This is a genomic window from Planotetraspora kaengkrachanensis, assembly GCF_016862895.1.
In the GTDB taxonomy this organism is placed as follows: Bacteria; Actinomycetota; Actinomycetes; order Streptosporangiales; family Streptosporangiaceae; genus Planotetraspora; species Planotetraspora kaengkrachanensis.
Genome location: NZ_BONV01000007.1, coordinates 103404 through 128529, shown reverse-complemented (window position 1 = coordinate 128529; position 25126 = coordinate 103404). Strand labels below are relative to the sequence as shown.

22 protein-coding genes are annotated in these 25126 nt (G+C 70.8%); 14 read left to right on the top strand and 8 right to left on the bottom strand.

Features of this window, described 5'->3' with window-relative positions; translation table 11 throughout:
* The 4 genes from Pka01_RS11695 to Pka01_RS11680 all read left to right on the top strand — a co-directional run.
* Positions 1 to 983: acyl carrier protein (locus tag Pka01_RS11695; protein WP_239114911.1), on the top strand; the 983-nt coding region annotated here is incomplete at its 5' end.
* Positions 980 to 1900, top strand: a complete 921-nt coding sequence (locus Pka01_RS11690; RefSeq protein WP_203882698.1) for a thiamine pyrophosphate-dependent dehydrogenase E1 component subunit alpha — start codon at positions 980 to 982, stop codon at positions 1898 to 1900. The genes Pka01_RS11695 and Pka01_RS11690, both read left to right, overlap by 4 nt.
* Positions 1897 to 2892, top strand: a complete 996-nt coding sequence (locus Pka01_RS11685) for an alpha-ketoacid dehydrogenase subunit beta (protein WP_203882697.1) — start codon at positions 1897 to 1899, stop codon at positions 2890 to 2892. Before Pka01_RS11690 ends, Pka01_RS11685 begins: the two co-directional genes overlap by 4 nt.
* Positions 2885 to 4231 (top strand): 2-oxo acid dehydrogenase subunit E2, encoded by a 1347-nt coding sequence (locus Pka01_RS11680; protein ID WP_203882696.1) that lies wholly within the window; start codon positions 2885 to 2887, stop codon positions 4229 to 4231. The genes Pka01_RS11685 and Pka01_RS11680 overlap by 8 nt, the downstream gene beginning before the upstream one ends.
* A gap of 27 nt (positions 4232 to 4258) precedes the next feature.
* Here the strand turns inward: Pka01_RS11680 and Pka01_RS11675 are convergent, their stop codons facing one another.
* Positions 4259 to 9151 (bottom strand): ATP-dependent helicase, encoded by a 4893-nt coding sequence (locus Pka01_RS11675; RefSeq protein ID WP_239114910.1) that lies wholly within the window; start codon positions 9149 to 9151, stop codon positions 4259 to 4261.
* 135 nt (positions 9152 to 9286) lie between these two features.
* On the opposite strand from Pka01_RS11675, the gene Pka01_RS11670 reads away from it, so the two are divergent.
* The 7 genes from Pka01_RS11670 (at position 9287) to recA (ending at position 14119) form a co-directional block, all read left to right on the top strand.
* Positions 9287 to 9775 (top strand): VOC family protein, encoded by a 489-nt coding sequence (locus tag Pka01_RS11670; protein WP_203882694.1) that lies wholly within the window; start codon positions 9287 to 9289, stop codon positions 9773 to 9775.
* Positions 9776 to 9848: 73 nt separating this feature from the next.
* Complete coding sequence (locus tag Pka01_RS11665; RefSeq protein WP_203882693.1) at positions 9849 to 10043, top strand: DUF3046 domain-containing protein; 195 nt, start codon at positions 9849 to 9851, stop codon at positions 10041 to 10043.
* A gap of 106 nt (positions 10044 to 10149) precedes the next feature.
* The gene (locus Pka01_RS11660; protein WP_203882692.1) at positions 10150 to 10578 is read left to right on the top strand and encodes a hypothetical protein; all 429 of its coding nucleotides are present in this window, start codon (positions 10150 to 10152) and stop codon (positions 10576 to 10578) included.
* A complete protein-coding gene (locus Pka01_RS11655) occupies positions 10575 to 10883 on the top strand; it encodes a winged helix-turn-helix domain-containing protein (RefSeq protein ID WP_203882691.1) in 309 nt (102 codons plus the stop codon). The genes Pka01_RS11660 and Pka01_RS11655 overlap by 4 nt, the downstream gene beginning before the upstream one ends.
* Positions 10876 to 11754, top strand: coding sequence for an ABC transporter ATP-binding protein (locus Pka01_RS11650; protein WP_203882690.1), 879 nt, complete (start codon positions 10876 to 10878; stop codon positions 11752 to 11754). The genes Pka01_RS11655 and Pka01_RS11650 overlap by 8 nt, the downstream gene beginning before the upstream one ends.
* Complete coding sequence (locus Pka01_RS11645; protein ID WP_203882689.1) at positions 11751 to 12833, top strand: ABC transporter permease; 1083 nt, start codon at positions 11751 to 11753, stop codon at positions 12831 to 12833. The genes Pka01_RS11650 and Pka01_RS11645 overlap by 4 nt, the downstream gene beginning before the upstream one ends.
* Positions 12834 to 13021: 188 nt before the next feature.
* Positions 13022 to 14119 carry a recombinase RecA gene (recA, locus tag Pka01_RS11640; RefSeq protein ID WP_203882688.1) on the top strand — a complete coding sequence of 366 codons (1098 nt, stop codon included), beginning with the start codon at positions 13022 to 13024 and terminating at the stop codon, positions 14117 to 14119.
* A gap of 65 nt (positions 14120 to 14184) precedes the next feature.
* Here recA and Pka01_RS41215 read toward each other — a convergent pair whose 3' ends face one another.
* On the bottom strand, positions 14185 to 14316 hold the full coding sequence (locus Pka01_RS41215) for a hypothetical protein (RefSeq protein ID WP_275414447.1): 132 nt from the start codon (positions 14314 to 14316) through the stop codon (positions 14185 to 14187).
* Between Pka01_RS41215 and recX the strand changes: the two genes are divergently transcribed.
* A complete protein-coding gene (gene recX / locus Pka01_RS11635; RefSeq protein ID WP_239114913.1) occupies positions 14263 to 14982 on the top strand; it encodes a recombination regulator RecX in 720 nt (239 codons plus the stop codon). The genes Pka01_RS41215 and recX overlap by 54 nt on opposite strands.
* A 288-nt stretch (positions 14983 to 15270) precedes the next feature.
* Positions 15271 to 16896 carry a ribonuclease Y gene (rny, locus tag Pka01_RS11630; protein WP_203882686.1) on the top strand — a complete coding sequence of 542 codons (1626 nt, stop codon included), beginning with the start codon at positions 15271 to 15273 and terminating at the stop codon, positions 16894 to 16896.
* Between the two features lie 139 nt (positions 16897 to 17035).
* On the opposite strand, the gene Pka01_RS11625 is transcribed toward rny, so the two are convergent.
* The 6 genes from Pka01_RS11625 to Pka01_RS11600 form a co-directional block, all read right to left on the bottom strand.
* Positions 17036 to 18958 carry a S9 family peptidase gene (locus tag Pka01_RS11625; RefSeq protein WP_203882685.1) on the bottom strand — a complete coding sequence of 641 codons (1923 nt, stop codon included), beginning with the start codon at positions 18956 to 18958 and terminating at the stop codon, positions 17036 to 17038.
* 39 nt (positions 18959 to 18997) lie between these two features.
* Positions 18998 to 19786 (bottom strand): type 2 periplasmic-binding domain-containing protein, encoded by a 789-nt coding sequence (locus Pka01_RS11620; protein ID WP_203882684.1) that lies wholly within the window; start codon positions 19784 to 19786, stop codon positions 18998 to 19000.
* A gap of 64 nt (positions 19787 to 19850) precedes the next feature.
* Positions 19851 to 20744 carry an amino acid ABC transporter permease gene (locus Pka01_RS11615; protein WP_203882683.1) on the bottom strand — a complete coding sequence of 298 codons (894 nt, stop codon included), beginning with the start codon at positions 20742 to 20744 and terminating at the stop codon, positions 19851 to 19853.
* Positions 20741 to 21409, bottom strand: a complete 669-nt coding sequence (locus Pka01_RS11610; RefSeq protein WP_203882682.1) for an amino acid ABC transporter permease — start codon at positions 21407 to 21409, stop codon at positions 20741 to 20743. The genes Pka01_RS11615 and Pka01_RS11610 overlap by 4 nt, the downstream gene beginning before the upstream one ends.
* Before the next feature lie 65 nt (positions 21410 to 21474).
* Positions 21475 to 22347 carry a glutamate ABC transporter substrate-binding protein gene (locus Pka01_RS11605; protein ID WP_203882681.1) on the bottom strand — a complete coding sequence of 291 codons (873 nt, stop codon included), beginning with the start codon at positions 22345 to 22347 and terminating at the stop codon, positions 21475 to 21477.
* Between the two features lie 54 nt (positions 22348 to 22401).
* On the bottom strand, positions 22402 to 23157 hold the full coding sequence (locus tag Pka01_RS11600) for an amino acid ABC transporter ATP-binding protein (RefSeq protein ID WP_203882680.1): 756 nt from the start codon (positions 23155 to 23157) through the stop codon (positions 22402 to 22404).
* Between the two features lie 290 nt (positions 23158 to 23447).
* On the opposite strand from Pka01_RS11600, the gene miaB reads away from it, so the two are divergent.
* Positions 23448 to 24959, top strand: coding sequence for a tRNA (N6-isopentenyl adenosine(37)-C2)-methylthiotransferase MiaB (miaB, locus tag Pka01_RS11595; RefSeq protein ID WP_203882679.1), 1512 nt, complete (start codon positions 23448 to 23450; stop codon positions 24957 to 24959).
* The last annotated feature ends 167 nt before the right edge of the window (positions 24960 to 25126 follow it).

Genomic DNA, 25126 nt, shown 5'->3' with positions numbered 1-25126 from the left:
TTCTGCCCGGCACGTCCGGTCAGCCCGACGCCGTTCTGCGCGGCGGGTCCGGTCAGTCCGACGCCGATCTGCGCGGCGGGTCCGGTCAGCACGCCACTGGAGCGGCACGGTCACGTGGGGCCACGGAAGGCGGCGTCCACGCCTTCCGCGCCGAGTTGCGCGACGTCCCCGGCGTCTCCCGGTTCGAGGTCTTCCTCGCGTCCGTGCACGCCCTCCTGTTCGCGTACGGCAACCCCGAGCCGGTGTGCGCCGTCGACATGTCCACGCGCACGCCGGAGGTGCGCGACCACATCGGCCTGTTCGTCAACGAGCTTCCCGTGTGGTCGGCGCCCGTCCCCGGCATGACCGTCGCCGGGCTCGCCGGGCGGCTCCACGACGACCTGCGGCTCATGTACCGGTTCCGCCAGGTGCCGCTCGCCCGCGCCGTCAGGGGTCTGCGGCCGCGTACGGCTCTCGCGCCCGTCTCGGTCAGTTACCGCCGCAGGCGGGACGCGCCGGAGTTCGCCGGACTGGACACCACCGTGGACTGGACGGTGTTCAACCACGCGGTCCGCAGCACCCTGCACCTCCAGGCCGTAGACGGGCCCGGCGGGCTCGACGTGATCATGCAGTACAGCTCGCGCACGCTTCCGGATGTCACTCACCTAGCGAAGGACCTCACCTCAGTCATGAAAAATCCGGACATCGTCATCGAGGACATCACGGCGGGCCGTACCGGCCATGCGGGCCTCGCCGAGGAGATCAGGGCCATCTGGCGCGAGGTGCTCGGCATCGAGGAGATCGGCGACGAGGAGGACCTCTTCGATCTCGGCGGCCATTCGCTGACCATCACTCAGATCATCGCGCGGATGCGCAAGCGCCTGGACATCGAGGTCCCGCTCGACGTCTTCTTCGACACGCCGACGATCGCGGGTGTCCTGGAGTCCATCGCGGCGGCCGGGACCGGGCCGGGCGTGCCCGACGCGTCGGGCAGCCGCCGGTGACGGAGACGGGCGCCGCCGTCCTGTCCGCGCGGCGGGCCGATGACGACGACCTCGCCCTGCTGCTCCTGATCCGGCACTTCGAGCTGGCGCTGCTCGACCTTTTCGGGCGCGGCGAGCTCAACGGCACGACGCACACCTGCCTCGGGCAGGAGTACGTCCCCGTCGCGCTCCGGCGGCTGCTCACCGGCGCCGACCACGTCTTCGGCAACCACCGGGGCCACGGTCACTACCTGGCGAGGTTCGACGACCCCGCGGGGCTCCTCGCCGAGATCATGGGGCGGGAGGGCGCGGTCTGCGGAGGCGTTGGCGGCAGCCAGCACATCCTGCGCGACCGATATGTCTCCACCGGCGTCCAGGGGGAGAGCCTCCCGGTGGCCGCGGGCGTCGCGCTGCACCTCAAGCGCACCGAGCCGGGCGCGCTGGCCTGCGTCTTCATCGGCGACGGCACGTGGGGCGAGGGCGCGGTCTACGAGGCGCTCAACCTGGTCTCGCTCTGGCGCCTTCCGCTGCTCGTGATCGTCGAGAACAACGGGATCGCCCAGTCGACTCCCACCACCCGCCAGATGGCCGGGACCGTCCGCGCCCGTGCCGAGGCGTTCGGCGTGCGCCACCACGGCGTCGAGACGTCCGACCTCGCCACCATCAGGGACGAACTCGCGCCGCTCGTCGCCGCGGTGCGGGCCGGGGAAGGGCCGCTGGTCGTGGAGTTCGCCACCCACCGCATCGGCCCGCACAGCAAGGGCGACGACACCCGGGACCCGGAGACCGTACGGCGGGCCCGCGACAACGACTGGTACCGCCTGTACGGCGAGGCCGACCCGGAGCGGTTCGAACGCGCCGACCAGGCCCAGCGCGCCCGCGTGGACGCGATCGTGCGTGAGGTCTCCGCCCGCCCGCCGTCGAGGTGGCGGCCATGAGGGTGGGGGAGAACCTCAACGCCGCCCTCCACGGGCTGCTGGAGTCCGACCCGTCGGCCTACGTGATCGGAGAGGACATCCTCGACCCGTACGGCGGCGCCTTCAAGATCACAAAGGGGCTGTCCACCCGGTTCCCCGACCGGGTGCTCGGCACCCCGATCAGCGAGTCGGGCATCACCGGCCTGGCCGCCGGGCTCGCGTTGTGCGGCGACGCGGCCGTCGTCGAGATCATGTTCGGCGACTTCGTGGCGCTCGCGTTCGACCAGATCGTCAACTTCGCCGCCAAGTCCGTCACGATGTACGGCTCCCGCCTGCCGATCCGGATGGTCGTCAGGTGCCCGACCGGCGGCGGACGCGGCTACGGGCCCACGCACAGCCAGAGCCTGCAGAAACACTTCGTGGGCGTGCCCGGCCTGTCGGTCTACGAGATGTCCCCCCTGCACGACAACAGGGCCGTGTTCGACGCGATGCTGGCGTCCGGCGGGCCCTGCGTGTTCTTCGAGGACAAGATCCTCTACACGCGGCGCATGAACGACGTCGGCGACCTGTTCCGGCACGACGTCCTGCCGGGGGCCGAGGACGTGGCCAGGGTCTTCCTCGAGGACCCGGAGGCGGCCGACTGCGTGATCATCGCTCCCGGCGGGATGGTCGACCGGGTGGTCACGGCCATGCGCAGCCTGTTGCTCGAGCAGGAGGTCACCTGCTGCCTGCTCGTCCCCTCGCGGCTGTATCCGTTCGACGCCGAGCCGTTGCTGCCGGTGCTCCGCGGAGCGAGAGCCGTACTGGTGGCGGAGGAGGGCACCGCGGGCGGCACCTGGGGAAGCGAGGTGGCCCACCGGATCCATCGGCTGATGTGGAACGACCTGCGGCGCCCGGTGGCGCTGGTCAACTCGGCGGACAGCGTGATCCCCACGGCCGCGCACCTCGAGCGCGCCGTGCTCGTCCAGGACTCGACGATCCACGACGCGGTGCTGGAGGCCCTGCGTGACTGACATCCGCGTGCCCAAGCTCAACAACAACGACGCCACGTACGTCCTGGTCGACTGGCTGGTCGACGACGGGCAGCAGGTGAAGGCCGGGGACCCGATCGTGGTCCTGGAGACCTCCAAGGCCACCGAGGAACTGGAGAGCGAGGAGGACGGCTTCGTCTGGCGGGTCCTTCCGCTTAACGCCGACTGCGCTCCCGGGGCCGTGCTGGCCCGCCTCACCGCCGACGAGAGCAGGCCCGTCTCGCCGTCACCCGGGGTCTTCCCCTCAGCGGACACCCCCGTCGCGGGCGACTCGGCGGGTGGCTCGGTGGGTCCCGGCTCCTCGGAGCGTGATGCGACGGATGGGTCGGCGGGCGCCGGCTCCGCGGCGGGTGGGTCGGTTGGTGGCTCGGCGGGCGCCGGTTCCGCGGCGGGTGGGTCGGTTGGTGGCTCGGCGGGCGCCGGTTCCGCGGCCGGTGGTGCGGCTGACGGCTCGATGGGAGGGCCGCTGATCACGGCGCCCGCCCGAGCCCTGATCGACGAGCTCTGCGTCGACCTCGCCGAGGTGCGTGCTCTGGGGGTGACCGTGGTCCGGCGCGCCGACGTCGAAAGGCTCGCCGCCCGTTCCGCCCCGGCGCCCCGGGAGGAGGCCGCGGCGCCCGGAGAGTCCCGGCGGCCCGCGACCGGCCGGCCGTACGAGCTGCCGAGGGTGCAGCGGGCCGTGGCGAAGGTCGTGCGCGTGTCGCACGCGACCATCCCGGCCGCGTACACGGTGGTCAAGGCCGACACGGGGCCGCTGCTCGAGCTCGCGGCACGGATGACCCGGGAGGTCAGGCGGCCGGTGGGTCTCCCCGAACTGGTGACGTCCGCCGTCGCCCGGCTGCACGCCGACTTCCCGCTGTGCTTCGCGACCCTGGTCGACGACGCGTCGGCCCTGCTCCCCGACGCCCCGCACGTCGGCGTGACGATCGACGCGGGCGAGGGGCTGTACGTGCCCGTCATCCACGACGCAGCCCGCCGCTCGGTCAAGCAGATCGCGACCCGCCTGATGGAGTATCGGCTCGCCGCCCTGACCGGGGACTTCCGGGAGGACGACCTGACCGGGGCCAACATCGCGGTCACCCTGCACCACGACGGCGACGTGACGCTGGCCGTCCCGCTGATCTTCCCGGGCCACGCCTGCGCGCTCGCGGTGACGTCCCCCCAGGCCGAGCTCCGGCTCGACGGGGGTGAGGTGGTCACCCGGACCGTCGTCAACATCGGCATGGCCTACGACCACCGGCTGGTCAACGGCCGCGACGCGGCGCTGTTCCTGCGGGCGCTCAAGGCGCTGCTGGAGTCACCGCAGGAGACCTTCGGGTAGGCGGGGATCAGGGGCGCCGGGCAGTCCCTAGCCCCGGATGCGGAGCCCGCGTGGCGTCGGGTGGAATCCGGCCGCCTCCAGCGCCGAGGCGAGGGGCGAGTCGATGATGGCGGTGCCGTCCGCCCGCTCGACGGTGAGCTTGCCCAACGCGCCCTCCCGCACGGCCAGGACCAGCGCGTCCACGGCCGGTTGCAGGTCGTCCTCGGCCCCGAAGGACAGGAGCGTCTTGCCGCCTCGCTCGACGTAGAGCACGAGCCGGCCCTCCACGATCGCCACGAGCGCGCCGGCCTTGCGGCCTGGCTTGTGCGTCACCTCGCCGGACCGGTCCGGCCACGGCAGGGCGGCTCCGTAGGGATTGGCGGGGTCGGCGGCGGCGAGCACGACCGTGCGAGGCGGCGCCTGGGGCGCCGGAGTCGCCCACGGATCCTCCTCGTCGGAGCGGGCGGCCGTCCGCGACGACATGGCCCTCATGCGGTCGACCGCACCGGGCAGCGCGAACTGGGCCCCTCCCAGGCCCTCCACGAAGTAGCCGCGCCGGCAACGGCCGCTCTCCTCGTAGGCCCGCAACACCTGGTAGACGGATGAGAAGCCGCCGGGGAGCCGTTCGGCGGCCACGCCGCCTCTTGTGATCACGCCGTGCCGTTCCAGCAGCACCTCGGCCTGGGCCTGCGCCCGCTGGGTGCCGTTCTCGACGGGGGAAGGCAACAGCCACCAGCGGCCGCTCACCGTCGGCGGTCCGGTTCTGGTCGGCAGCACGGCCCTGCGCCTGCGGGTCGTGGCCGGTCGATGAGCGGGCCGCCCGGTGCCGAGTGTCGACCGCAACGGGGCGAGGGTGTCTCCCGTCACCCGGCCCGACCAGACGAGATCCCACAACGCGGCGGCCAGCACCGTGTCGTCCGGCACGGCCCCCATGACCGCCTCGCCGCGCGCCGACCGCATCGCCGGGACGGCTGGAATGGTCCCCGGCCGGTCGTGCGCGCCCGCGCCGATTCCCGGCGCGTGGCCCGAGCTTGTGCCGATGTCCGGTCCCGCGCCCGGGCGCGCGCCATGTCCCGTGCCGATTCCCGGTCCGCCGCCGATCGCGGCCGAGGCCACCCGGTTGGACAACTCGCGGAAGAACAGCGCCCCGCCACCGCTGAGGATCTCCAGCACCCGCTCGTGCAGCGGCGTCATGGTTATCTCACCGGGCGCGGGGATCAGCAGGGGAGCGGTGTCGGCGAAGTAGAGCGACACCCAGCCGTCCCCTCCCGGCAGGGACCCCTGGCCCGCCCAGACGACCTCGCCGGACGCCGTCAGCTCGTCGAGGAGCGCGGGGGAGTAGCCGGGCACCCGGCCCGGCAGGACCAGCGTCTCGAGCGCGGAGGCGGGGATCGCCGCCCCCTGGAGCCGTTCGATGGCGCTGACCAGCGCGTCCATCGAGCGCCCCGGGCCCTGCCTCGCGTGGTCTCTGTCCGTGCCCTCCATCCATGCGCGACCGGGGGAGGGGGCGGGCGCCGGTGTGCGGGCCGGGGCGACGCCGTGCCAGGCGGGCAGGAACGCGGCCAGCGCCTCAGGCGGGACGGGCTCGACCTCCTTGCGCAGCCGCGCGAGCGACCTGCGGCGCAGCAGGCGCAGCACGCCGGCGTCGCACCACTCCTCGCCGCGCCCGCCGGGCTGGAACTCGCCGGAGACCACGCGTCCCGCCGCGGCGAGCCTGCGCAGCGTGTCCTCGACCACGGCGACGCCCACCCCGAAGCGCGCCGCCGCCGTACCGGACGGGAACGGGCCGCGCGTCCGCGCATGGCGGGAGACGAGGTCGCCCAGCGGATCGGGCGCGGGGCCGGATCTTCCCTGACCTCCCGCGGCGGGAGCCTCAAGGAACTCGTGGGGCACGCCGACCGGGAGCGGAACGCCGAGCGCGTCACGGAGCCGCCATGCGTCCTCGACGGCCGCCCACTGCTCGTGGCCCGCGACCCGGACGCGGATCGCCCGGTGTGCCTTCTCGAGGCCGGTCAGCCAGGCCGGATCGCCCTGCCGGATCGACACGTCCTCGGCCAGCAGCGGGCCGTGCGAGCGCAGCAGGTCGGCCAGGTCCTCGGCGTCGCGTAGCGGCCTGTCCAGCCGGGCCAGCTCGCGCTCGGCCTCGGCGATGACGTCCGCGTCGAGCAGTTCCCGCAGATCGGCCTGGCCGAGCAGTTCGGCCAGCAGCGCCGTGTCGAGGGCGAGCGCCTGCGCCCGCCGCTCGGCCAGCGGGGCGTCGCCCTCGTACATGAAGGCGCCGATGTAGTTGAACAGCAGCGACGCGGCGAACGGGGAGGCCTGGGAGGTCTCCACCTCGACGACCCTGACGCGGCGGGCGGCGACGTCCCGCATCAGCTGGACGAGCCCGGGCACGTCGAAGACGTCCTGGAGGCACTCGCGCATCGTCTCGAGGACGACGGGGAACGTGGCGTACTGGCTGGCCACGCCCAGCAGGTGCGCCGCGCGCTGACGCTGCTGCCACAGCGGGGTCCGCTTGCCGGGGCTGCGCCGCGGGAGCAGCAGGGACCGCCCGGCGCACTCGCGGAACCGGGAGGCGAACAACGCCGATCCCCCCAGCTCCTCGGTGACGATCTGCTCGATCTCCTCCGGGTCGAAGGCCGCCAGGTCGGACGGCGCCTCGTCGAGGGTGTCGGGGATGCGCAGGACGATTCCGTCGTCGGAGTGGACGGCCTGAACGTCCATGCCGTACCGCTCGCGCAGCCGCCGCCCGACGGCCAGTGCCCACGGGGCGTGCACGCGGGCGCCGTACGGCGAATGGATGACCACCCGCCAGTCGCCGAGCTCGTCGTGGAACCGCTCGACCAGGAGCGTGCGGTCGTCTGGCACGTAGCCGGTCGCCTCCCGCTGCTCCGCGAGGTAGGAGAGCAGGTTGCCCCCGGCGAACTCGTCGAGCCCGGCCGCGCGCACCCGGTCGCCGGCTCCGGCGGCCTCGGCGCCGGACAGCTCACGCAGGAAGGCCCCGATCGCGCGGCCCAGCTCGGCGGGCCGCCCGGCGGAGTCGCCGTGCCAGAACGGCAGCTTGCCCGGCTGCCCGGGCGCGGGGGAGACCAGCACCCGGTCGGCGGTGATGTCCTCGATCCGCCAGGACGTCGCCCCGAGCACGAACACGTCGCCCACCCGCGACTCGTAGACCATCTCCTCGTCGAGCTCGCCCACGCGTGACGCCTTGTCGCCGACGAGGAAGACGCCGAACAGTCCGCGGTCGGGGATCGTGCCGCCGTTGGTCACCGCCAGCCGCTGCGCACCAGGACGGCCCTGGAGCGTCCCGGTCACCCGGTCCCACACGATGCGCGGGCGCAGCTCGGCGAACTCCTCACTCGGGTAACGCCCGGCCAGCATGTCGAGCGTCGCCTCGAGGGCGGTGCGCGGCAGTGTCGCGTACGGCGCGGCCCGCCTGACGACGGCCTCCAGCGAGTCGACCGTCCACTCGTCGAGCGCGGTCATGGCCACGATCTGCTGGGCGAGCACGTCGAGGGGGTTGCGCGGATACCGCAGCTCCTCGATCTGCCCGTTCTTCATCCGCTCGGCGACGACGGCCGTCTGCACGAGGTCGCCGCGGTACTTCGGGAAGATCACGCCGCGGGACACCGCCCCGACCTGGTGCCCGGCCCGGCCGATCCGCTGCAGGCCGCTCGCCACGCTCGGCGGAGCCTCGACGCACGCGACCAGGTCGACCGCGCCCATGTCGATGCCGAGCTCCAGGCTGGACGTGGCCACGACGGCGGGCAGGCGCCCGGATTTGAGCGCCTCCTCGATCTGCGACCGCTCCTCCTTGGAGACCGACCCGTGGTGGGCGCGCACGATCTCAGGGATCACCCCCGCCGAGGCGCCGGCCTGCGCCATCAGCTCGGCCGGCGTCGCGGTGGACCCCCGGGGACGCGCCTCACCGGACTCGTCCGGGACGGCCGGACCCGACCGGCGCTCCCAGGCGAGCTCGTTGAGCCGGGTGCACAGGCGCTCGGAGAGGCGGCGGGAGTTGGCGAAGACGATGGTCGAGTCGTGCGCCTCGATGAGGTCGAGCAGGTGCTGCTCCACGTGCGGCCAGATGCTGCGCCTGTGCTCGGCGGGCTCGCCCTCCGCGCCCGGCGCGGTCGGCGCGAGCTCGGTCATGTCCTCCACCGGGACGACGACCTCGACCTCGATGACCTTTTCCGAGGGCGGCTGCACCACCGTGGCGGGGCGGGCCCCGCCGAGGAACGCCGCGACCTCGCCGACGGGACGCACGGTCGCGGACAGGCCGATTCGCTGGGCAGGCCGCGGCAGCAGCGCGTCGAGCCGTTCAAGGCTCAGCGCCAGGTGGGCGCCGCGTTTCGTCGCGGCGACCGCGTGCACCTCGTCGATGATGACGGTCTCGACGCCGCGCAGCGCCTCCCGCGCCTGCGAGGTCAGCAACAGGAACAGCGACTCCGGCGTGGTGATCAGGATGTCGGACGGCCGGGCGGCGAACCGCCGGCGGTCGTCCGCGGTCGTGTCGCCCGACCTGATGGCCACGGAGATCTCGGGCGCGGGGCTCCCCGTGAGCCGGGCGGTCTGCTTGATTCCGGCGAGCGGTGCCCGGAGGTTGCGCTCCACGTCGACGGCGAGCGCCTTGAGCGGCGACACATAGAGGACCCGGCACGGGCGAGGCGCCGCCGCGGGCCTGCCGCGGCCTCCGCGCGCGGGCGGCTCGGCCGCTTCCGGCGCCGCCGCGTGCTCGATCGCGAGCCGGTCGATGGCCCACAGGAACGCGGCCAGCGTCTTGCCCGACCCGGTCGGCGCCACCACCAGCGTGTTGTCTCCGCGCGCGATGGACGACCAGGCGCCCTCCTGCGCGGACGTCGGCGCCGCGAACGCTCCGGTGAACCACCGTCGGGTCACCGGACTGAATCCGTCGAGCGCACTCACCCGCCCATCATGCATCCGCCCTCCGACAGAACGCGCCGCGCCCGATTACTCCGTGCGGTTCGGCCCCGAATCGATCTACCGGTGGATTGGCTGTCAATTACTCACCACCCCGGTCTGTTTGACCGCGCTTGGTTGAATCATCATCTATCTATGGAAATCGACTACGCGGCCATCGAGGCGGAGCGCGTGAGCATCCGCGAGCGCTACATCAGCGAGAACCGTCCCCCGAGCAGCGCGCGGGGCCTGCACCACTTCGCGCTGATCTCGTCCGACGTCGAGCGCACGATCCGCTTCTACCACGACCTCCTGGAGTTCCCCCTCACGGAGATCTTCGAGAACCGCGACTACAAGGGTTCCAACCACTTCTTCTTCGACATCGGCAACGGCAACCTGCTGGCCTTCTTCGACCTGCCCGGGCTCGATCTGGGGCCGTACCAGGAGGTCCTCGGCGGGCTCCACCACATCGCCATCTCGGTCGAGCGGCCCACGTGGGAGCGGCTGCGCGGCAAGCTCGACGCGGCCGGCGTGCCGTACCAGGTCGAAAGTGGCGCCTCGATCTACTTCCTCGACCCCGACGGCGCCCGGCTGGAACTGCTCGCCGACCCGCTCGGAGAGATGTACGGCACTCGCGTGATGTGACGTCCGCCCGGAGGCGGGCCGGGGGACTCCGTACGGGGCCGGGCCGCCTCCGGACGGGGCCATACTGGGACCCATGCGCCTCACGGACTTCTGGAACCGCATGAATCGCCACTTCGGCGAGGCGTACGCGGCGTCGTGGGCGAAGGACTACGTCATCGCCGGCCTGGGCGGGCGGACCGTCGAGCAGGCGCTCGCCGACGGCGTGGCCGCCAAGCAGGTATGGCACGCCGTCTGCCAGGTCGTGGACGTCGACTCCAGGCTGCGCTGAATCACTTCTCCTCCTGATCCCTTCTTCCCTCGCGCTCTACCACTTGAATGGGAGTTGAGTGCTTGTTAAGTTGTTGACCAGTTGAGTGGAGGGGAAGCTTATGAACATGGAGGAAGAGCTGTCGCCCGGCCAGGCGCTGGACGAGATCGACCGGGTCGATCGGCAGGTCCGGCGGTCCGCCCGCGCGGTGGCCCGCCTGTTCCTGATCCTGGGGCTGTGCAGCATGGTCTACTGGCCCGCGGTGTCCCTCGGCCGCGGTCTGGTCGCGGGTCTCGCGGGTGCGGGGTGGATCGTGCTGACGATCGCGTCCTGCGTCTACTGGTCGCGGATGCGCGTGCACGACCGCTACACGATGTGGATCAACAGCCGGGCGAGTGCGGCGTACGTCCTGGCCACCCTCGTCGTGTTCGTCTTCGTCACGGTCTTCCTCCCCGACGACCGAGGTCCGGGCTGGATCGCCGTGCTCGTCGCGGTCTCCGTGCTCGTCGGATCCCCCCTGGTGTACGCCGCCTGGCGGATCCGGGGAAGGCGATGACCACGCACCCTCGCCACGAGCTTGACGAGATCATCCACGCTCCGGTACGGCTGTCGATCATGGCGGCTCTGGCGGTGTCGCAGAGGGCGGACTTCCGTTTCCTGCGCGACACGATCGAGGTCAGCGACTCACTGCTGTCCAAACACATCCTCACCCTCGAAGAGGCCGGATACGTCCGCGTCGAGAAGACCTTCGTCGGGAAGCGGGCCCGCACGTGGTTGTCGCTGACCGAGCGCGGGCGCGCGGCGTTCGACGCCTACACCGATGTGCTCCGACGGATCACCGAAGGAATCCCCCATGCTTGAAGTCCAGGATCTGCGTAAACGCTTCGGCGACAAGGTCGCGCTCGACGGCGTCGGCTTCGCCGTTCAGCCGGGCGAGATGTTCGGCTTCGTCGGGGCGAACGGCGCCGGGAAGACGACCACGATGCGGATCGTGATGGGCGTGCTCGACGCCGACTCCGGCGAGGTGCGCCTCGACGGGGCGCCCCTGACGTACGACGCGCGCCGCCGGTTCGGCTACATGCCCGAGGAGCGCGGCCTGTACCAGAAGATGAAGGTCGCCGAGCAGGTCGAGTACTTCGGCAGGCTCCACGGCCTCGGCCGGGCCGCCGCCCGCGACGCGGCGGGCGAGCTGATCGAACGGCTCGGTCTGGCCGAGCGGCGCGACGACGCGGTGGAGGCGTTGTCGCTCGGCAACCAGCAGCGGGTCCAGCTCGCGGTGGCGCTGGTCCACAGTCCCGCGGTCCTGGTGCTCGACGAGCCGTTCTCCGGCCTCGACCCGATCGCGGTCGACGCGCTGGCAGAGGTCCTCAAGGACCGATGCTCCTCGGGGGTGCCCGTGGTCTTCTCCAGCCACCAGCTCGAGCTGGTCGAGCAGCTCTGCGACTCCGTCGGCATCATCGCGGGCGGGCGAATGGTCGCCGTGGGCGCGGTTGACGAACTGCGCGACACCGAGGGGCGCACGCTTCTCAAGCTCGTCGTGCGCGGCGCGGCCCCGGGATGGGCCGACGGCCTCTCTGGCGAGGTCACGACCGACGGCGACCGCCAGGTGCTGCTCGTGGAGAGCGGCGACGACCAGGAGATCCTCCGCTCGGCCATGAGGGCCGGCGAGGTCGAGCACTTCGGCCGGCAGCGGCCCACTCTTGCCGAGATCTTCAGGGAGGCCGTCGCATGAACGGGCTGTGGCTGGTCGCGGATCGCGAGATCCGCACGCGAATCCGGACGAAGGGCTTCCTCATCAGCCTCGCGCTCAGCGCGCTGCTCGTGGTCGCGCTCGCCTTCGTGCCGAAGCTCCTGGGCGGTCAGGACGCCTACGAGGTGGCGGCCGTCGGTACGGTCCCCGTGGCCGCCGAGGACGTCAAGTACACGAACTACCCATCCGAGGCGGAGGCCCGCAAGGCCGTCGCGGACGGCAAGGCCGACGCGGCCCTCATCGACGACCAGAAGGTCGTCAGCGAGGGGGAGCTGGACCAGCGCCTCGGGCTGCTCCTCGAGAGTGCGCACCGCGAGGGGAAGATCAAGGCCTCCGGCCTGGTGATCACTCCGTTGCAGGTCGAGACCGGGGCCACGGCGCAGTACCAGAGTGTGCGCACCGGCATCGCGACGCTGCTGGTGATGGTGCTGTTCTTCCTGCTCATCTACTCGTCCATGTACGTCGCGATGGGGGTCGTCGAGGAGAAGGGCAGCCGGATCGTGGAGATCCTGCTCGCCGCCGTACGGCCCTGGCAGCTGCTCGGGGGGAAGATCGTCGGCCTGGGGCTCCTGGGGCTGCTCAACCTGGCGGTCGTCATCGGCGGCGGCCTGATCGCCGCCTCGGCGACGGGGCTCGCCGCGGACTTCCCGCCCGGCATGAGCGGCATCGTGATCAGCACCGTGGTGTGGTTCGTGCTCGGCTACGCCTTCTTCTCGGCGCTCGCCGCGGCCTTCGGATCGCTGGTGTCACGCCAGGAGGAGGTCAACAGCGTGCTGACGCCGATGACGATGCTCATGACCCTCACCTACCTGGTGGCCTACTTCGCGGCCGTCGAGCCCGAGGGCACGCTCGCCAGGATCCTTTCGGTGGTGCCGCCCTTCTCCTCGATGGTGATGCCTGTGCGCACGGCCGCGGCCGACGTGTCGATCGCGGAGATCGTGTTGTCGGCGGGGCTCATGGTGGTCGCGGTGGTCGCGGTGCTGTTCGCGGGGGCTCGCGTCTACAACAGGGCCGTCGTCCGCACCGGGGCGCGGGTCAAGCTGACGGAGGTCCTGCGGTAGACCATGATGCCCGGCGGCGCGTTCCGGATGTGATCGAACAGTCGTTCGGCTATATTTGGAACCGCCGCCGGGGTGCGGCGACCGGAGACCCCGTCCCCGAGGCGTGACGCGAAAGCCCGGGAAAATGTCGGCGGCACCCCGTAGCTTTCCGGTGACCGAGCAGACGACGACCCTTCCAGGGGGCACCAATGGCAATCAACGACCGCGAGAAGGCCCTTGAGACAGCCCTCGCGCAAATCGAGCGGCAGTTCGGCAAGGGCTCCGTCATGCGCCTCGGCGACGACGCGCGCGCCCCGGTCGAGGTGATCCCGACCGGTGCGATCGCCCTCGACGTCGCCCTCGGCATCGGCGGCTATCCCCGCGGCCGGATCGTGGAGGTCTACGGCCCGGAGAGCAGCGGTAAGACCACGGTCTCGCTGCACGCGGTGGCCAACGCCCAGAGGGGCGGCGGGATCGCGGCGTTCATCGACGCCGAGCACGCCCTCGACCCCGAGTACGCCAAGAAGCTCGGCGTCGACGTGGACGCGCTGCTCGTCTCGCAGCCCGACACCGGTGAGCAGGCCCTCGAGATCGCCGACATGCTGATCCGTTCGGGCGCGGTCGACATCATCGTGATCGACTCGGTGGCGGCGCTGGTCCCCAAGGCCGAGATCGAGGGCGAGATGGGCGACAGCCACGTCGGCCTTCAGGCCCGCCTGATGTCGCAGGCCCTCCGCAAGATCGCGGGTGCGCTCAACCAGACCCGGACGACCGCCATCTTCATCAACCAGCTGCGCGAGAAGATCGGCGTCATGTTCGGATCGCCCGAGACCACCACGGGTGGCAAGGCGCTCAAGTTCTACGCCTCGGTCCGGCTGGACGTGCGGCGGATCGAGACGCTCAAGGACGGCACCGAGCCCGTCGGCAACCGGACCCGGGTCAAGGTCGTCAAGAACAAGATGGCCCCGCCCTTCCGCCAGGCCGACTTCGACATCCTGTACGGCCTCGGCATCTCGCGCGAGGGCGGCCTCATCGACATGGGCGTCGAGCACGGGTTCGTCCGCAAGGCGGGCGCCTGGTACACCTACGAGGGCGACCAGCTCGGGCAGGGCAAGGAGAACGCCCGCAACTTCCTGAAGAACAACCCCGACATCGCCAACGAGATCGAGAAGAAGATCAAGGAGAAGCTCGGGGTCGGGCCGCGACTGGACACGCCCAGCGAGCCGGCGGCCGCCGCCCCCGCGGCTGCTCCGTCGACCGGCCGGGGCGCCAAGGCCGCCGCCGCGCCCAAGCCGGGTGATGTCTGAGCTCCGCCATGAGGGCTGACGACACCCCCGGCCCGGCCGAGGAGATCAGGCCGGGGGACTGGAACTCAGGTCCATGGGACGGCTCCTCCGGAGACGACCGCCCACGGGACACCGCCGCGACGCTCGACGGCCTCCGCGAGCGGATCCGGCAAGGTGAGAGCGCCGGGGCGGGTGGCGCCGACAGGCCCGACGGCCATGCCGGTGACGATGATGACGGTCTCTTCGGAACAGGCGGCCGCCGATCCGCTCGTGCCTCTGACGAACGGCGTGGCAGCGCTCGCCGGGACCGGAGACAGGGCCGTCGGCGGGGATGGTCGCCCGACGGCCCTCAGGAGGGCTCTGCGGCGAGCCAGGGGCCCGATGCGGACCCCGAGGCGGTGGCCAGGGCGATCTGCCTGCGCCTGCTGACGATGGCGCCGAAGACGAGAGCTCAGCTTGCCGAGGCGCTGCGCAAGCGGGAGGTGCCCGAGGAGGCGGCCCAGGCCGTGCTCGAGCGGTTCTCCGAGGTGGGGCTCATCGACGACGAGGCGTTCGCCGCGGCGTGGGTCAGTTCCCGGCACATCGGGCGGGGACTGGCCCGCCGTGCGCTCGCCCAGGAGTTGCGCCACCGCGGAGTAGAGGAGGAGACCGTCAAGGAGGCGGTCGGCCGGCTCGATCCTGAACAGGAGGTCGAGACGGCTCGCGCCCTGGTGGCCCGGAAGCTGGCCGCCACGCGCGGAGCGGATCCGAAAACCCGCACGCGCAGGCTGGCCGGGATGCTCGCCCGCAAGGGCTACTCCCCGGGCCTGGCGTTTCGCGTGGTCCGGGAGGCTTTGGAGGCCGAAGGCCTGGACACCGACGACCTTCCCGGGGAATTCGGTTGACCAAGAACGCCCGATCAAAGTGACTTGACAGACCGTCTTTGCTTGCCCGTTACCTCTCTGACGCTTAATCTCGACCGCAGTGAGGAGTTACTCCGCGCGGCGCGGATTGGCCATAACGGTGAACGACGGACAAGAGAGTTAGACGGGCCTTCGGGTCGTATCGGGTGGCCTACCAGCCGTCCGGCTATCGTGACGATATTTGTCCTGGTGACGCCACCGGGTGGAGCTGTGCTGCGCGTGTGACCCTTCGCTTGCCGGGAAGTGCTGAGGCGAGAGGGGTGAGCGAGCATGAACACGATCGTGATCGTTCTGGCGGTTGCGGTGGTCTTGCTGGCTCTCGTGGCGATAGCCGCGCTCATCCTCGTCGTCCGCAGGACCGCCGCCTCCGGCAAACCGTCCGGCCCCTCACCCGAGCAGCTCGCCGAGACCAAGGCCGAGATGAACGAGGAACTCGAGCGGGCGAGGCAGGAGGCGGAGGAGATCCGCGCCAAGGCCGAGCGGGACGCGGGGGAGATCCTCAAGCGATCGGAGTCCCTGGCCGAGGTCGCCGCGCTGTCGCGCAAGGAGGTCGAGGAGGAGTCCCGCCTTCACAAGAACGAGCTCAAGGAGCTGCGCTCCGACCTCGAACGCCGGGAGAACCGGCTCGGTGAGCGTGAGCAGCGGCTCGACGAGGAGGCCCGTCGGCAGGCCGATCGGGCGCGCAAACTGGCCGAGACGGAGACCGAACTGGCCGACCGTCGCGAGGAGCTCGACCGGGTCGCGGAAAAGCGCCGTCAGATCCTGCAGCGGGTCGCGGGGCTCACCGCGGAGCAGGCCAAGTCGGAGCTGGTCAAGGAGATCGAGAACCAGGCCAAGCGGGAGGCCGCGCTCATCGTCAGGGACATCGAGAGCGAGGCACGCAAGGAAGGCGAGAAGCGCGCCTGCAAGATCGTGACTTTGGCGGTCCAGCGAGTCGCCACGGAGCAGACCGCCGAGTCGGTGGTCAGCGTGCTTCATCTGCCGGGCGACGAGATGAAGGGCCGGATCATCGGACGTGAAGGCCGCAACATCAGGGCCTTCGAGTCCACGACGGGCGTCAACCTCATCATCGACGACACCCCCGAGGCCGTGCTCCTGTCCTGCTTCGACCCGGTGCGGCGGGAGACCGCCCGGTTGACGCTGGAACGCCTCGTGCTCGACGGGCGCATCCATCCGCAGCGGATCGAGGAGGCCTACGAGCGCAGCCGCGAGGAGGTGCGGGAGCTGTGCGTGCGGGCCGGCGAGGACGCACTGGTCGAGATCGGCATCACCGACATGCACCCCGAACTCGTCACCCTGCTCGGCCAGCTCCGTTACCGCACCTCCTACGGGCAGAACGTGCTGAAGCACCTGATCGAGTCGGCGCACCTCGCCGGGATCATGGCGTCGGAACTGGGGCTCGACCGCGAACTGGTGAAGCGGGGCGCGCTGCTCCACGACATCGGCAAGGCGCTCACCCACGAGGTCGAGGGCAGCCACGCCCTGATCGGCGCCGAGATCGCCCGGCGGTACGGCGAGCACGAGGACGTCGTCCACGCGATCGAGGCGCATCACAACGAGGTGGAGGTCCGCACGGTCGAGGCGGTCCTCACCCAGGCCGCTGACGCGATCAGCGGCAGCCGTCCCGGCGCCCGGCGGGAGTCGCTGGAGGCGTACGTGAAGCGGCTGGAGCGGCTGGAGGAGATCGCCCAGTCCTACGAGGGCGTGGACAAGGTCTTCGCCATGCAGGCCGGCAGGGAGATCAGGGTGATGGTCCGTCCCGACTCGGTGGACGACATCCAGGCCCAGGTCATCGCCAGGGACGTGGCCAAGCAGGTCGAAGAGGAGCTGACGTATCCCGGTCAGATCCGGATCACCGTGGTTCGCGAGTCCCGGGCGACCGAGTTCGCCCGCTGAGCCCCGGACACCCGCGAACCCCGGCGAACCCCGAATCTCCGAACCGCCGCGAAGCCCGGGATCCCGAAACCCCTCGGATCCCCCGGAACCCCGGCGAACCGCCGAATTTCTCGCGCGCTTCGAATGCGCCCGGTGGGTGTCAGCCGGTCGTCTGGAAGATCTGCAGGTAGAACGACAACTCGGCGGCCAGGGCGGCGGTCCTGGTCTCCAGCCGCCGGAACCCGTGGGCCTCGCCTTCGAAGGTGAGATACGTGCAGGGGACGTCGCGGGCGGTGAGGCGGTCGGCGAAGGCCTGCGACTGGGACGGCGGCACGACCGGGTCGGCGAGTCCCTGCATGAGGAGCATCGGGCAGGTCACCTCGTCGGCGCGGGACAAGGGTTCGCGGGAGCCGTACAGGGACTCCGGGCCGACCAGCCACTCCACGTAACGGGACTCGAAGTCGTGCGTGGCGGCCACGAACGGTTCGAGGGCGCTGACGCCCGCGACCGCGACCCCTCCCGCGAAGACCCCGGAGGCGCAGCAGGCCGCCATGACCGTCCAGCCTCCGGCGCTCTCGCCGCGGATGGCGATGCGCGCGGGGTCGGCGAGCCCCTCCGACGCGAGCCACTTGGCCGCCGCGACGGTGTCCTCGACGTCGGCGATGCCCCACTGGCCGCGCAGCCGTTCGCGGTAGGCCCTGCCGTACCCGGTGGAGCCGCCGTAGTTGACGTCCAGCACCCCGATGCCGCGGCTGGTGAAGAACGCCTTGTCCAGGCTCAGCGCGGTGGTCGCGTGCGCGGTCGGCCCGCCGTGCACGAAGACGACGTACGGCGAGAGCCCCTCCGCGGCGTGATCCGGATTGGCCGGCGGATAGAGGTTGCCGTGGACGCGGCGGCCGAGACCACCCTCGATCTCGACGGCCCGCGGGCGGGGCAGGTAGGCGACGTCGGGCAGTTCGGGGATGTCGCGGCGCAGTCCCTCGACCCTGCCGGTCACCATGTCGATCCTGACGACGGAGCGAGGGGTGTCCGGGCCGTACGCGATCCCCGCGAGGACCGTCCCGTCGGCGCTGAACGCGGGCATCCACCCCTGGTACGGCACGTCGACGTCGGTGAGGACACCGGTGTGGGGGTCGAGGACGCCCAGGCGCAGGTCGCCCCGCCCGTGGACGACGGCGAGCCGTCCGTCCTCCAGGACGAGGTACGGCAGGCCGCCGAGTTGCCACAACGGCCCCGCGAACTCCTCCTCGGCGGGGAACAGGGCCAGCGGCGAGGTGCCGAAGATGCCGATCTGGTAGAGGTTCCACCATCCCGACCAGTCGGAGATCAGGTACAGATTGCGGTCGTCGCGCCACCGCGGGGCCAGGACCGACTCGGTGACGCCGCCCTTGATGGTCCACGATCTGCCGTCGGCGACGCTGGTGATGCGCAGTTCGGTGCCGACCCACGGCATGCGCGGGTGGTTCCAGCAGATGTAGGCGACGTGCTCCCCGTCGGGGGAGACGGCGGGGGAGGCGTAGAAGTCGCTGCCGCTCGCCCGCTCGACGATCGCGAGGGGCCTGCCGTCCGGCGTGGCGTCCGGCTGCGCGGCCGGCGGCAGCGTGATGGACACGATCGAGCGGGTGACCGTGGCGTCCGGATGGTGCCGCTCCTGGACGCACCACACCTCGGTCCCGTGGGGGAACTCGTGGACCAGCAGGTCGGCGTAGCGCAGGCCGGCCGGCAGTTCGGGCTCGGGGGTCAGCGCCCGGGGCTGTGCGTCCTCCTCCAGGAAGTAGAGCCGCTGGTCCGCATGGTGTGTGAAGACGATGCCGCGGCCCGGGACGACCACGTAGGACCGCCCGCCGTACTCGTGGACGCGGGTGCGCGCGTCCCACGGCGCGGCGAGCAGTTCGCGGCGCGTTCCGTCCTCGGCGCGGTGCACGACCGTGCGCCGTCCGCCCTCGGCGGGCCTGCTCTCCTCCCACCAGACCTCCTCACCCAGGACCGTGGGGAAACCGAGACCCAGACCGGAACGGGCGACGTCGGTCGTGGAGATCGGTGACGGCCAGGGAGCGAAGGGCGCCTGGGACTCGGGGGGCATGACCGCATCCTGCCGGAAACCGGGTCCACGTGAGGCCGGTTACCCCTTTTCGGGAGTGGAGGGAGAATCGAGGGCAGGGGGAGCGGTGTACCGGGTGGCCAGGACGCCGAGATAGTCGATGACCGCCTGTTTCCAGGTGCCGTCGTCGAACATGTGCCGCAACGCCTCGTCGACCTGGTCGCGGAGGGCGACGGACCCGGTGGCGATGCCGTACCTCTGGGCGGCCAGCGGTCTGCCGCTGAACCTGAACCTGCCCGGGTACTGCGCCTCCAGGCCGGCCAGGACGGGGGCGTCGGCCACGATGGCGTCCATCCTCCCGTCGGCGAGCAGGGGGGCGCAGGCCGCCGGGACGTTGGCCTGGGCGAGGAAGACGTCCCGCCACTTCGTGCCGAAACGGTCAACGAGCGGCTTGGCCGACGCCTTGGTGGCGCACACCCGCTTGCGGGCGAGGTCCCTGACGCCGTTGATCGACAGGTCGCCGGCGCGGGCGAGGATGTCGGTGCTGGTCACGAGATAGGGACCCGCCGCGGGACCGGGGCTTCGCGGCCCGATCACGATGTCGGCGCTGGAGGGATCGTAGGTGTAGCTGATCTGGTCGTCGCGATACCCCAGCTCACGGGCGACGTAGGTCGCGACGGCGATGTCGAAGCCGGAGTACCTGCCGTCCGGTAGGCGGGTCACCAGCCCCGGCTCGCCTTGGCGCACGCCGATGACCAGGGGGCCGCCGCCGATCCCGCATCCTGCGAGAAGCCCTGCGGGAAACACGGCCACCAGGCAGGTCACCAGGCTGACGCCACGCCACACCCGCTCAATATCGAGGTCTCGCACGGCGGGAGCCAACCAGCGACACGGCAAGTTCCGCTAATGGGGAGGTGTGGTCCTGTCTGCCTGATCACATCGTCGACTGCTCGGGCAGACCGGCTCCGGCACCCACCCCGACGGCACCCGGTGGGGCGATCGGCCCAGCGGCGGTCTTGCGGCTGCGCCTGCTGCGCTTCTCCAGCCACGTCGCCAGGGCGCTGAGCGCCATGTTGAGGCCGATGTAGATGACGCCGATGACGATGGCCGCGGGCACGAGGGAGCCGAAGAAGACCGCAGGGATGATCTTGAAGCCGTAGTTCAGCAGGTCCACGTAGGCGATGATGTAGCCGAGCGCGGTGTCCTTGAGCAGGACGACCAGTTGGCTCACGATGGCCGGCATCATCGCCGTCACGGCCTGGGGCAGCAGGACCAGCCGCATCACCCCGCCCTTGCGGAGCCCGATGGCGTACGCCGCCTCCGACTGCCCCTTCGGCACGGCCAGGACGCCCGCCCTGACGACCTCGGCGAGAACCGAGCCGTTGTAGAGGGTGAGGCCCGCCACCAGCGCGGCGAGTGTGTAGTCGCCGCTGCCGAGGACGCTGGGCGCCAGGTAGGCCAGGAAGAAGATCAGCAGCAGCAGCGGGATCGCGCGGAACGTCTCGACGACCGTGCCGGCCGGGATCCGGATCCAGCGATGGTCGGAGAGCCTCGCGAGGCCGAAGACCGCACCGAACGCCAGCGCGCACACGGCGCCGAGACCGGCGGCCTTCAACGTGCCGAGCAGTCCGGGGATGATGAACTCGGTCCAGGTCGTGGCCTCGGTGAACGGCTTCCAGATCTTGCCCTGCCACTGGCCCTTCTGGTCGAACTTGACGTAGACGAAGTAGGCCAGCGCGGCGAGCGCGATGACCGCGAGCAGGGTCAGCGCGTTGTTGCGCAGTCGCGCGCGGGGGCCGGGCGTATCGAACAGGACGGTCGAGCTCATCGGACCACCGCCAGGCGACGCGACAGCCAGCCGGTGAAGAAGCCGACCGGGAGGGTGACGGCCATGAAGGCCAGGACGAGCCCGATGAAGATGGGGATCGACACTCCGGTGTCGTCGAAGGTGTCCTTCATCACGAACGCGGAGTCCGCCAGGTAGCCGGCGGCGAGAGCCACCGTGGTGTTCTTGATCATCGCGATCATCACGCTGCCGAGGGGGCCGATGACCGCCCGGAAGGCCTGCGGCAGGATGATCAGGCGCAGGGACTGCAGGAAGGTGAGCCCGATCGCGCGTGCCGCCTCCGCCTGCCCCAGCGGCACGGTGTTGATGCCCGAGCGCAGCGCCTCGCCGACGAAGGTGGCGGTGTAGGCGGACAGACCCAGCACCACCAGCCAGAACCCGTTGGTGGAGGGCTCTTCGGAGAAGGTGAGCCCGATGGTGTCGCTCAGGCCGAGTGCCGAGAAGGCCAGCACCAGCGTCAGCGGGGTGTTCCGCACGACGTTGACGTAGACGGTTCCGGCGGCGCGCAGGACCGGTGTCGGTGAGACCCGGAACGACACGAGGACCGTGCCGAGGACCAGGGAGATCACCGCGCACACGAGGGCGATCTTCACGTTCACCAGGAAACCCGCGGCCAGGTCGGGCGCGTATTTGATCAGGTCATCCATCGTGCTCCACCACGGGTACGGCGGCGGCCGGTGAGCGGGTCACCGGCCGCCATGAGGTGACGGGCTCAGGCGCAGGGCTCGAACGTGGGGGCGCTGGTCGGGGCCGTGAGGCCCTGAGCCTTGCCGAACCACTTGGTGAACAGCTGCTGCGCGGTGCCGTCCGAGTACATCTTGGTGATGGCCTTGTTGACGGCCTCACAGGTCGCGGTGTCGCCCTTCTTGAGGCCCACGCCGTACTTCTCGTCGGTGAACGGCTGGCCGAGGATCTTGAAGTTGCCGCCGCCCTGCTCGGCGGCCTGGGTGGCGAACCCGGCAAGGATCAGGTCGTCGGTCGTGACCGCGTCCAGGTTGTTGCCGCTGAGCTTGGCCACGCACTCGGAGTAGTTCGCGGCACCCACGAGCTGGGCGTCGAGGTCGAGCTCGCCGTCCGGCGGCGGGTCGGTGATCCGCTTGTAGGAGTTGGAGCCCGCGGCCTGGCAGATCCGCTTGCCGGCGAGGTCGGTGGGCTTGGTGACGGCGGTGTCGTCACCGCGGACCATCACGTCCTGGTGCGCCACGACATAGGGCCCGCCGAAGGTGACCTTCTCCTTGCGGCTGTCGGTGATCGAGTAGCTCGCGAAGATGATGTCGACCGTTCCGTTGGCGAGGAACGCCTCACGGTTGGAGGAGGCCGACTCCTTCCAGGTGATGTCGACGTCGTCGGCGCCACCGGCGAGTTCCTTGATGACGTACTTGGCGACGTCGACGTCGTAGCCCTCCGGCTCCGCGCCCTTCTTCAGGCCCAGGTTCGGCTGGTCCCACTTGGTGCCGACGACCACCGTCTTGCCGTCCTTGACCTTCTCGGCGACGGTGGCGTACGTCTTGTCACCTCCACACGCCGCCAGGCTCGCGGACACGGCCGTGACAGCGAGCACAGCCCCGATTCGGCGTAGTCGCATAACTTCCCCCTTCTCTTCCCTGCGCCTGGCCGTTCAGGGCCGACACATATGTGGTCAGTGCGTAAGGATCTTGGACAGGAAGTCCCTGGCCCGGTCTGACTTGGGCTGGGTGAAGAACGCTTCTGGCTCGCTCTCCTCGACGATCTGGCCGTCGGCCATGAAGACGACCCGGTCGGCGGCCCGCCGGGCGAAGCCCATCTCGTGGGTGACGACGAGCATCGTCATGCCGTCGCTCGCGAGCCCGACCATCACGTCCAGGACCTCCTGGACCATCTCGGGGTCGAGCGCCGAGGTGGGCTCGTCGAAGAGGATCATCTTGGGGTCCATCGCGAGCGCCCGGGCGATGGCGACGCGCTGCTGCTGACCGCCGGACAGCTGCGCCGGGTACTTGGCGGCCTGTGAGGCGATGCCGACCCGCTCGAGCAGTTCGAGGCCGCGCTGCTCGGCCTGCTGCCGGGCGATGCCCCGGACCTTGATCGGGCCGAGGGTGACGTTCTCGAGGATCGTCTTGTGGGAGAAGAGGTTGAACGACTGGAACACCATGCCGACCTCGGACCTCAGCTGCGCGAGGGCCTTGCCCTCCGCGGGAAGTGCCTGCCCGTCGAACGTGATGCCGCCCGAGTCGATCGCCTCAAGCCGGTTGATCACCCTGCATAAGGTCGACTTGCCGCCGCCTGAGGGGCCGATCACGACGACGACCTCGCCGCGCGCCACGCTCAGGTCGATGTCCTTCAGCACGTGCAAGGTGCCGAAGTGTTTGTTCACTGCCTCAAGCTTGACTAGAGGGGAAGAGCCACCGGCCTCGGTCATGGTCAACAACGTAGGGGCGTAAATATCGCCAAGTCACTAATCCCTCGGTACCGATCCGATCACAGCCCGCGCACTAACGGGGGATCCGGACGGTTGTCCACGTGGCTGAAAAGGGCCGGGCGGGCCGATCCGGCGGTGTCGCGATGCTCGTCAGGACCGTTCCCATGCTGGGAACCGGGGTTTTCGGGCCGCCCGCATCGGGCTTGCGGCCACCGCTCAGGAACCGTCCAGCCGTACGGGGTTCGCCTGCCGTACGGGATGGGCGGGGGAGAGCCTAACCTTGTACTGCGATGACTGTGACCACTCAGGGCCCCGAGGGCGCGACCCGGACCTACGAGGTGCGCACCTACGGCTGCCAGATGAACGTGCACGACTCCGAGCGACTGTCCGGGCTGCTGGAGGACGCCGGATACGTCCGCGCCCCCGACGGCGAGACGGCGGACGTGGTCGTGTTCAACACCTGCGCCGTGCGTGAGAACGCCGACAACAGGCTGTACGGGAACCTCGGTCACCTGAGGCCGGTCAAGATGGCCCGTGAGGGCATGCAGATCGCGGTCGGCGGATGCCTCGCGCAGAAGGACCAGGGCGAGATCGTCCGCAGGGCGCCCTGGGTCGACGTGGTCTTCGGCACGCACAACATCGGCTCGCTGCCCGTGCTGCTTGAGCGGGCCCGCATCGCCGAAGAGGCCCAGGTCGAGATCAAGGAATCCCTGGAGACCTTCCCCTCCACGTTGCCGACCAAGCGGGAGTCGGCCTACGCCGCCTGGGTGGCGATCTCGGTCGGCTGCAACAACACCTGCACCTTCTGCATCGTGCCGTCGCTGCGGGGCAAGGAGAAGGACCGCCGTCCCGGCGACGTGCTGGGCGAGATCCGCACGCTGGTCGACCAGGGCGTCCTCGAGGTCACCCTGCTCGGGCAGAACGTCAACACCTACGGCGTCGAGTTCGGCGACCGGCTGGCGTTCGGGAAGCTGCTGCGGGCGTGCGGGGACGTCGACGGACTGGAGCGGGTCCGCTTCACCTCGCCGCACCCGGCGGCGTTCACCGACGACGTGATCGCGGCCATGGCCGAGACGCCGAACGTCATGCACCAGCTCCACATGCCGCTCCAGTCGGGCTCCGACCGGGTGCTGAAGGCCATGCGCCGGTCGTACCGCTCGGACCGCTACCTCGGGATCATCGAGCGGGTCCGCGCCGCGATGCCGGACGCGGCCATCTCCACCGACATCATCGTCGGCTTCCCCGGTGAGACCGAGGAGGACTTCCAGCAGACGCTCGACGTCGTGCGGCAGTCGCGGTTCGCCAACGCGTTCACGTTCCAGTACTCCATCCGCCCCGGCACCCCCGCGGCCACCATGGACGGCCAGGTGCCCAAGGAGGTCGTCCAGGAGCGGTACGAGCGTCTCGTCGCCCTCCAGGAGGAGATCTCCTGGGAGGAGAACAAGAAGCAGACCGGCCGCACGCTCGAGGTGCTCGTCGCCGAGGGCGAGGGCCGGAAGGACGACGCGACCCGCCGCCTGTCCGGCCGCGCCGCCGACAGCCGCCTCGTGCACCTGGCCCCCGTCGACGCGCGTCCCGGCGACATGGTGACGGTCGAGGTCACCTACGCCGCGCCCCACCACCTCGTGGCCGACAAGGTCCTCGGCGTGCGCCGTACCCGTGCGGGCGACGCCTGGGAGGCGCGGCAGGGACGGCCCGCGACGGGCAACGCGGTGAGCCTGGGCATGCCCACCATCGGGCGTCCCGCCGCCTCTCCCGAGGCGTCGGACGGATGCTCCGTCCTGTCGCCGCTGGGGAACTAACGGCCGGTCGTCAGTTCGGCGACGACCTGGTAGCAGTAGTCGCGGCGGACGTCGCGGTAGGTCGCGCAGGGGTCGGGAAGCCGGCCGGGACCGAGCCGAGGCGCTCCGGGTTGAGGTGCACCGGGTTGAGGTGCACCGGGCTGTGGTGCTCCGGGCTGAGGTCCTGC

Coding starts and splice junctions, on each gene's coding strand:
- Pka01_RS11685 (WP_203882697.1), top strand. CDS start 1,897: ATGAGGGTGGGGGAGAACCTCAACGCCGCCCTCCACGGGCTGCTGGAG.
- Pka01_RS11675 (WP_239114910.1), bottom strand. CDS start 9,151: ATGCATGATGGGCGGGTGAGTGCGCTCGACGGATTCAGTCCGGTGACC.
- Pka01_RS11670 (WP_203882694.1), top strand. CDS start 9,287: ATGGAAATCGACTACGCGGCCATCGAGGCGGAGCGCGTGAGCATCCGC.
- Pka01_RS11665 (WP_203882693.1), top strand. CDS start 9,849: ATGCGCCTCACGGACTTCTGGAACCGCATGAATCGCCACTTCGGCGAG.
- Pka01_RS11660 (WP_203882692.1), top strand. CDS start 10,150: ATGGAGGAAGAGCTGTCGCCCGGCCAGGCGCTGGACGAGATCGACCGG.
- Pka01_RS11655 (WP_203882691.1), top strand. CDS start 10,575: ATGACCACGCACCCTCGCCACGAGCTTGACGAGATCATCCACGCTCCG.
- Pka01_RS11650 (WP_203882690.1), top strand. CDS start 10,876: ATGCTTGAAGTCCAGGATCTGCGTAAACGCTTCGGCGACAAGGTCGCG.
- Pka01_RS11645 (WP_203882689.1), top strand. CDS start 11,751: ATGAACGGGCTGTGGCTGGTCGCGGATCGCGAGATCCGCACGCGAATC.
- recA (WP_203882688.1), top strand. CDS start 13,022: ATGGCAATCAACGACCGCGAGAAGGCCCTTGAGACAGCCCTCGCGCAA.
- Pka01_RS41215 (WP_275414447.1), bottom strand. CDS start 14,316: ATGGCCGTCGGGCCTGTCGGCGCCACCCGCCCCGGCGCTCTCACCTTG.
- rny (WP_203882686.1), top strand. CDS start 15,271: ATGAACACGATCGTGATCGTTCTGGCGGTTGCGGTGGTCTTGCTGGCT.
- Pka01_RS11625 (WP_203882685.1), bottom strand. CDS start 18,958: ATGCCCCCCGAGTCCCAGGCGCCCTTCGCTCCCTGGCCGTCACCGATC.
- Pka01_RS11615 (WP_203882683.1), bottom strand. CDS start 20,744: ATGAGCTCGACCGTCCTGTTCGATACGCCCGGCCCCCGCGCGCGACTG.
- Pka01_RS11610 (WP_203882682.1), bottom strand. CDS start 21,409: ATGGATGACCTGATCAAATACGCGCCCGACCTGGCCGCGGGTTTCCTG.
- Pka01_RS11605 (WP_203882681.1), bottom strand. CDS start 22,347: ATGCGACTACGCCGAATCGGGGCTGTGCTCGCTGTCACGGCCGTGTCC.
- Pka01_RS11600 (WP_203882680.1), bottom strand. CDS start 23,157: ATGACCGAGGCCGGTGGCTCTTCCCCTCTAGTCAAGCTTGAGGCAGTG.
- miaB (WP_203882679.1), top strand. CDS start 23,448: ATGACTGTGACCACTCAGGGCCCCGAGGGCGCGACCCGGACCTACGAG.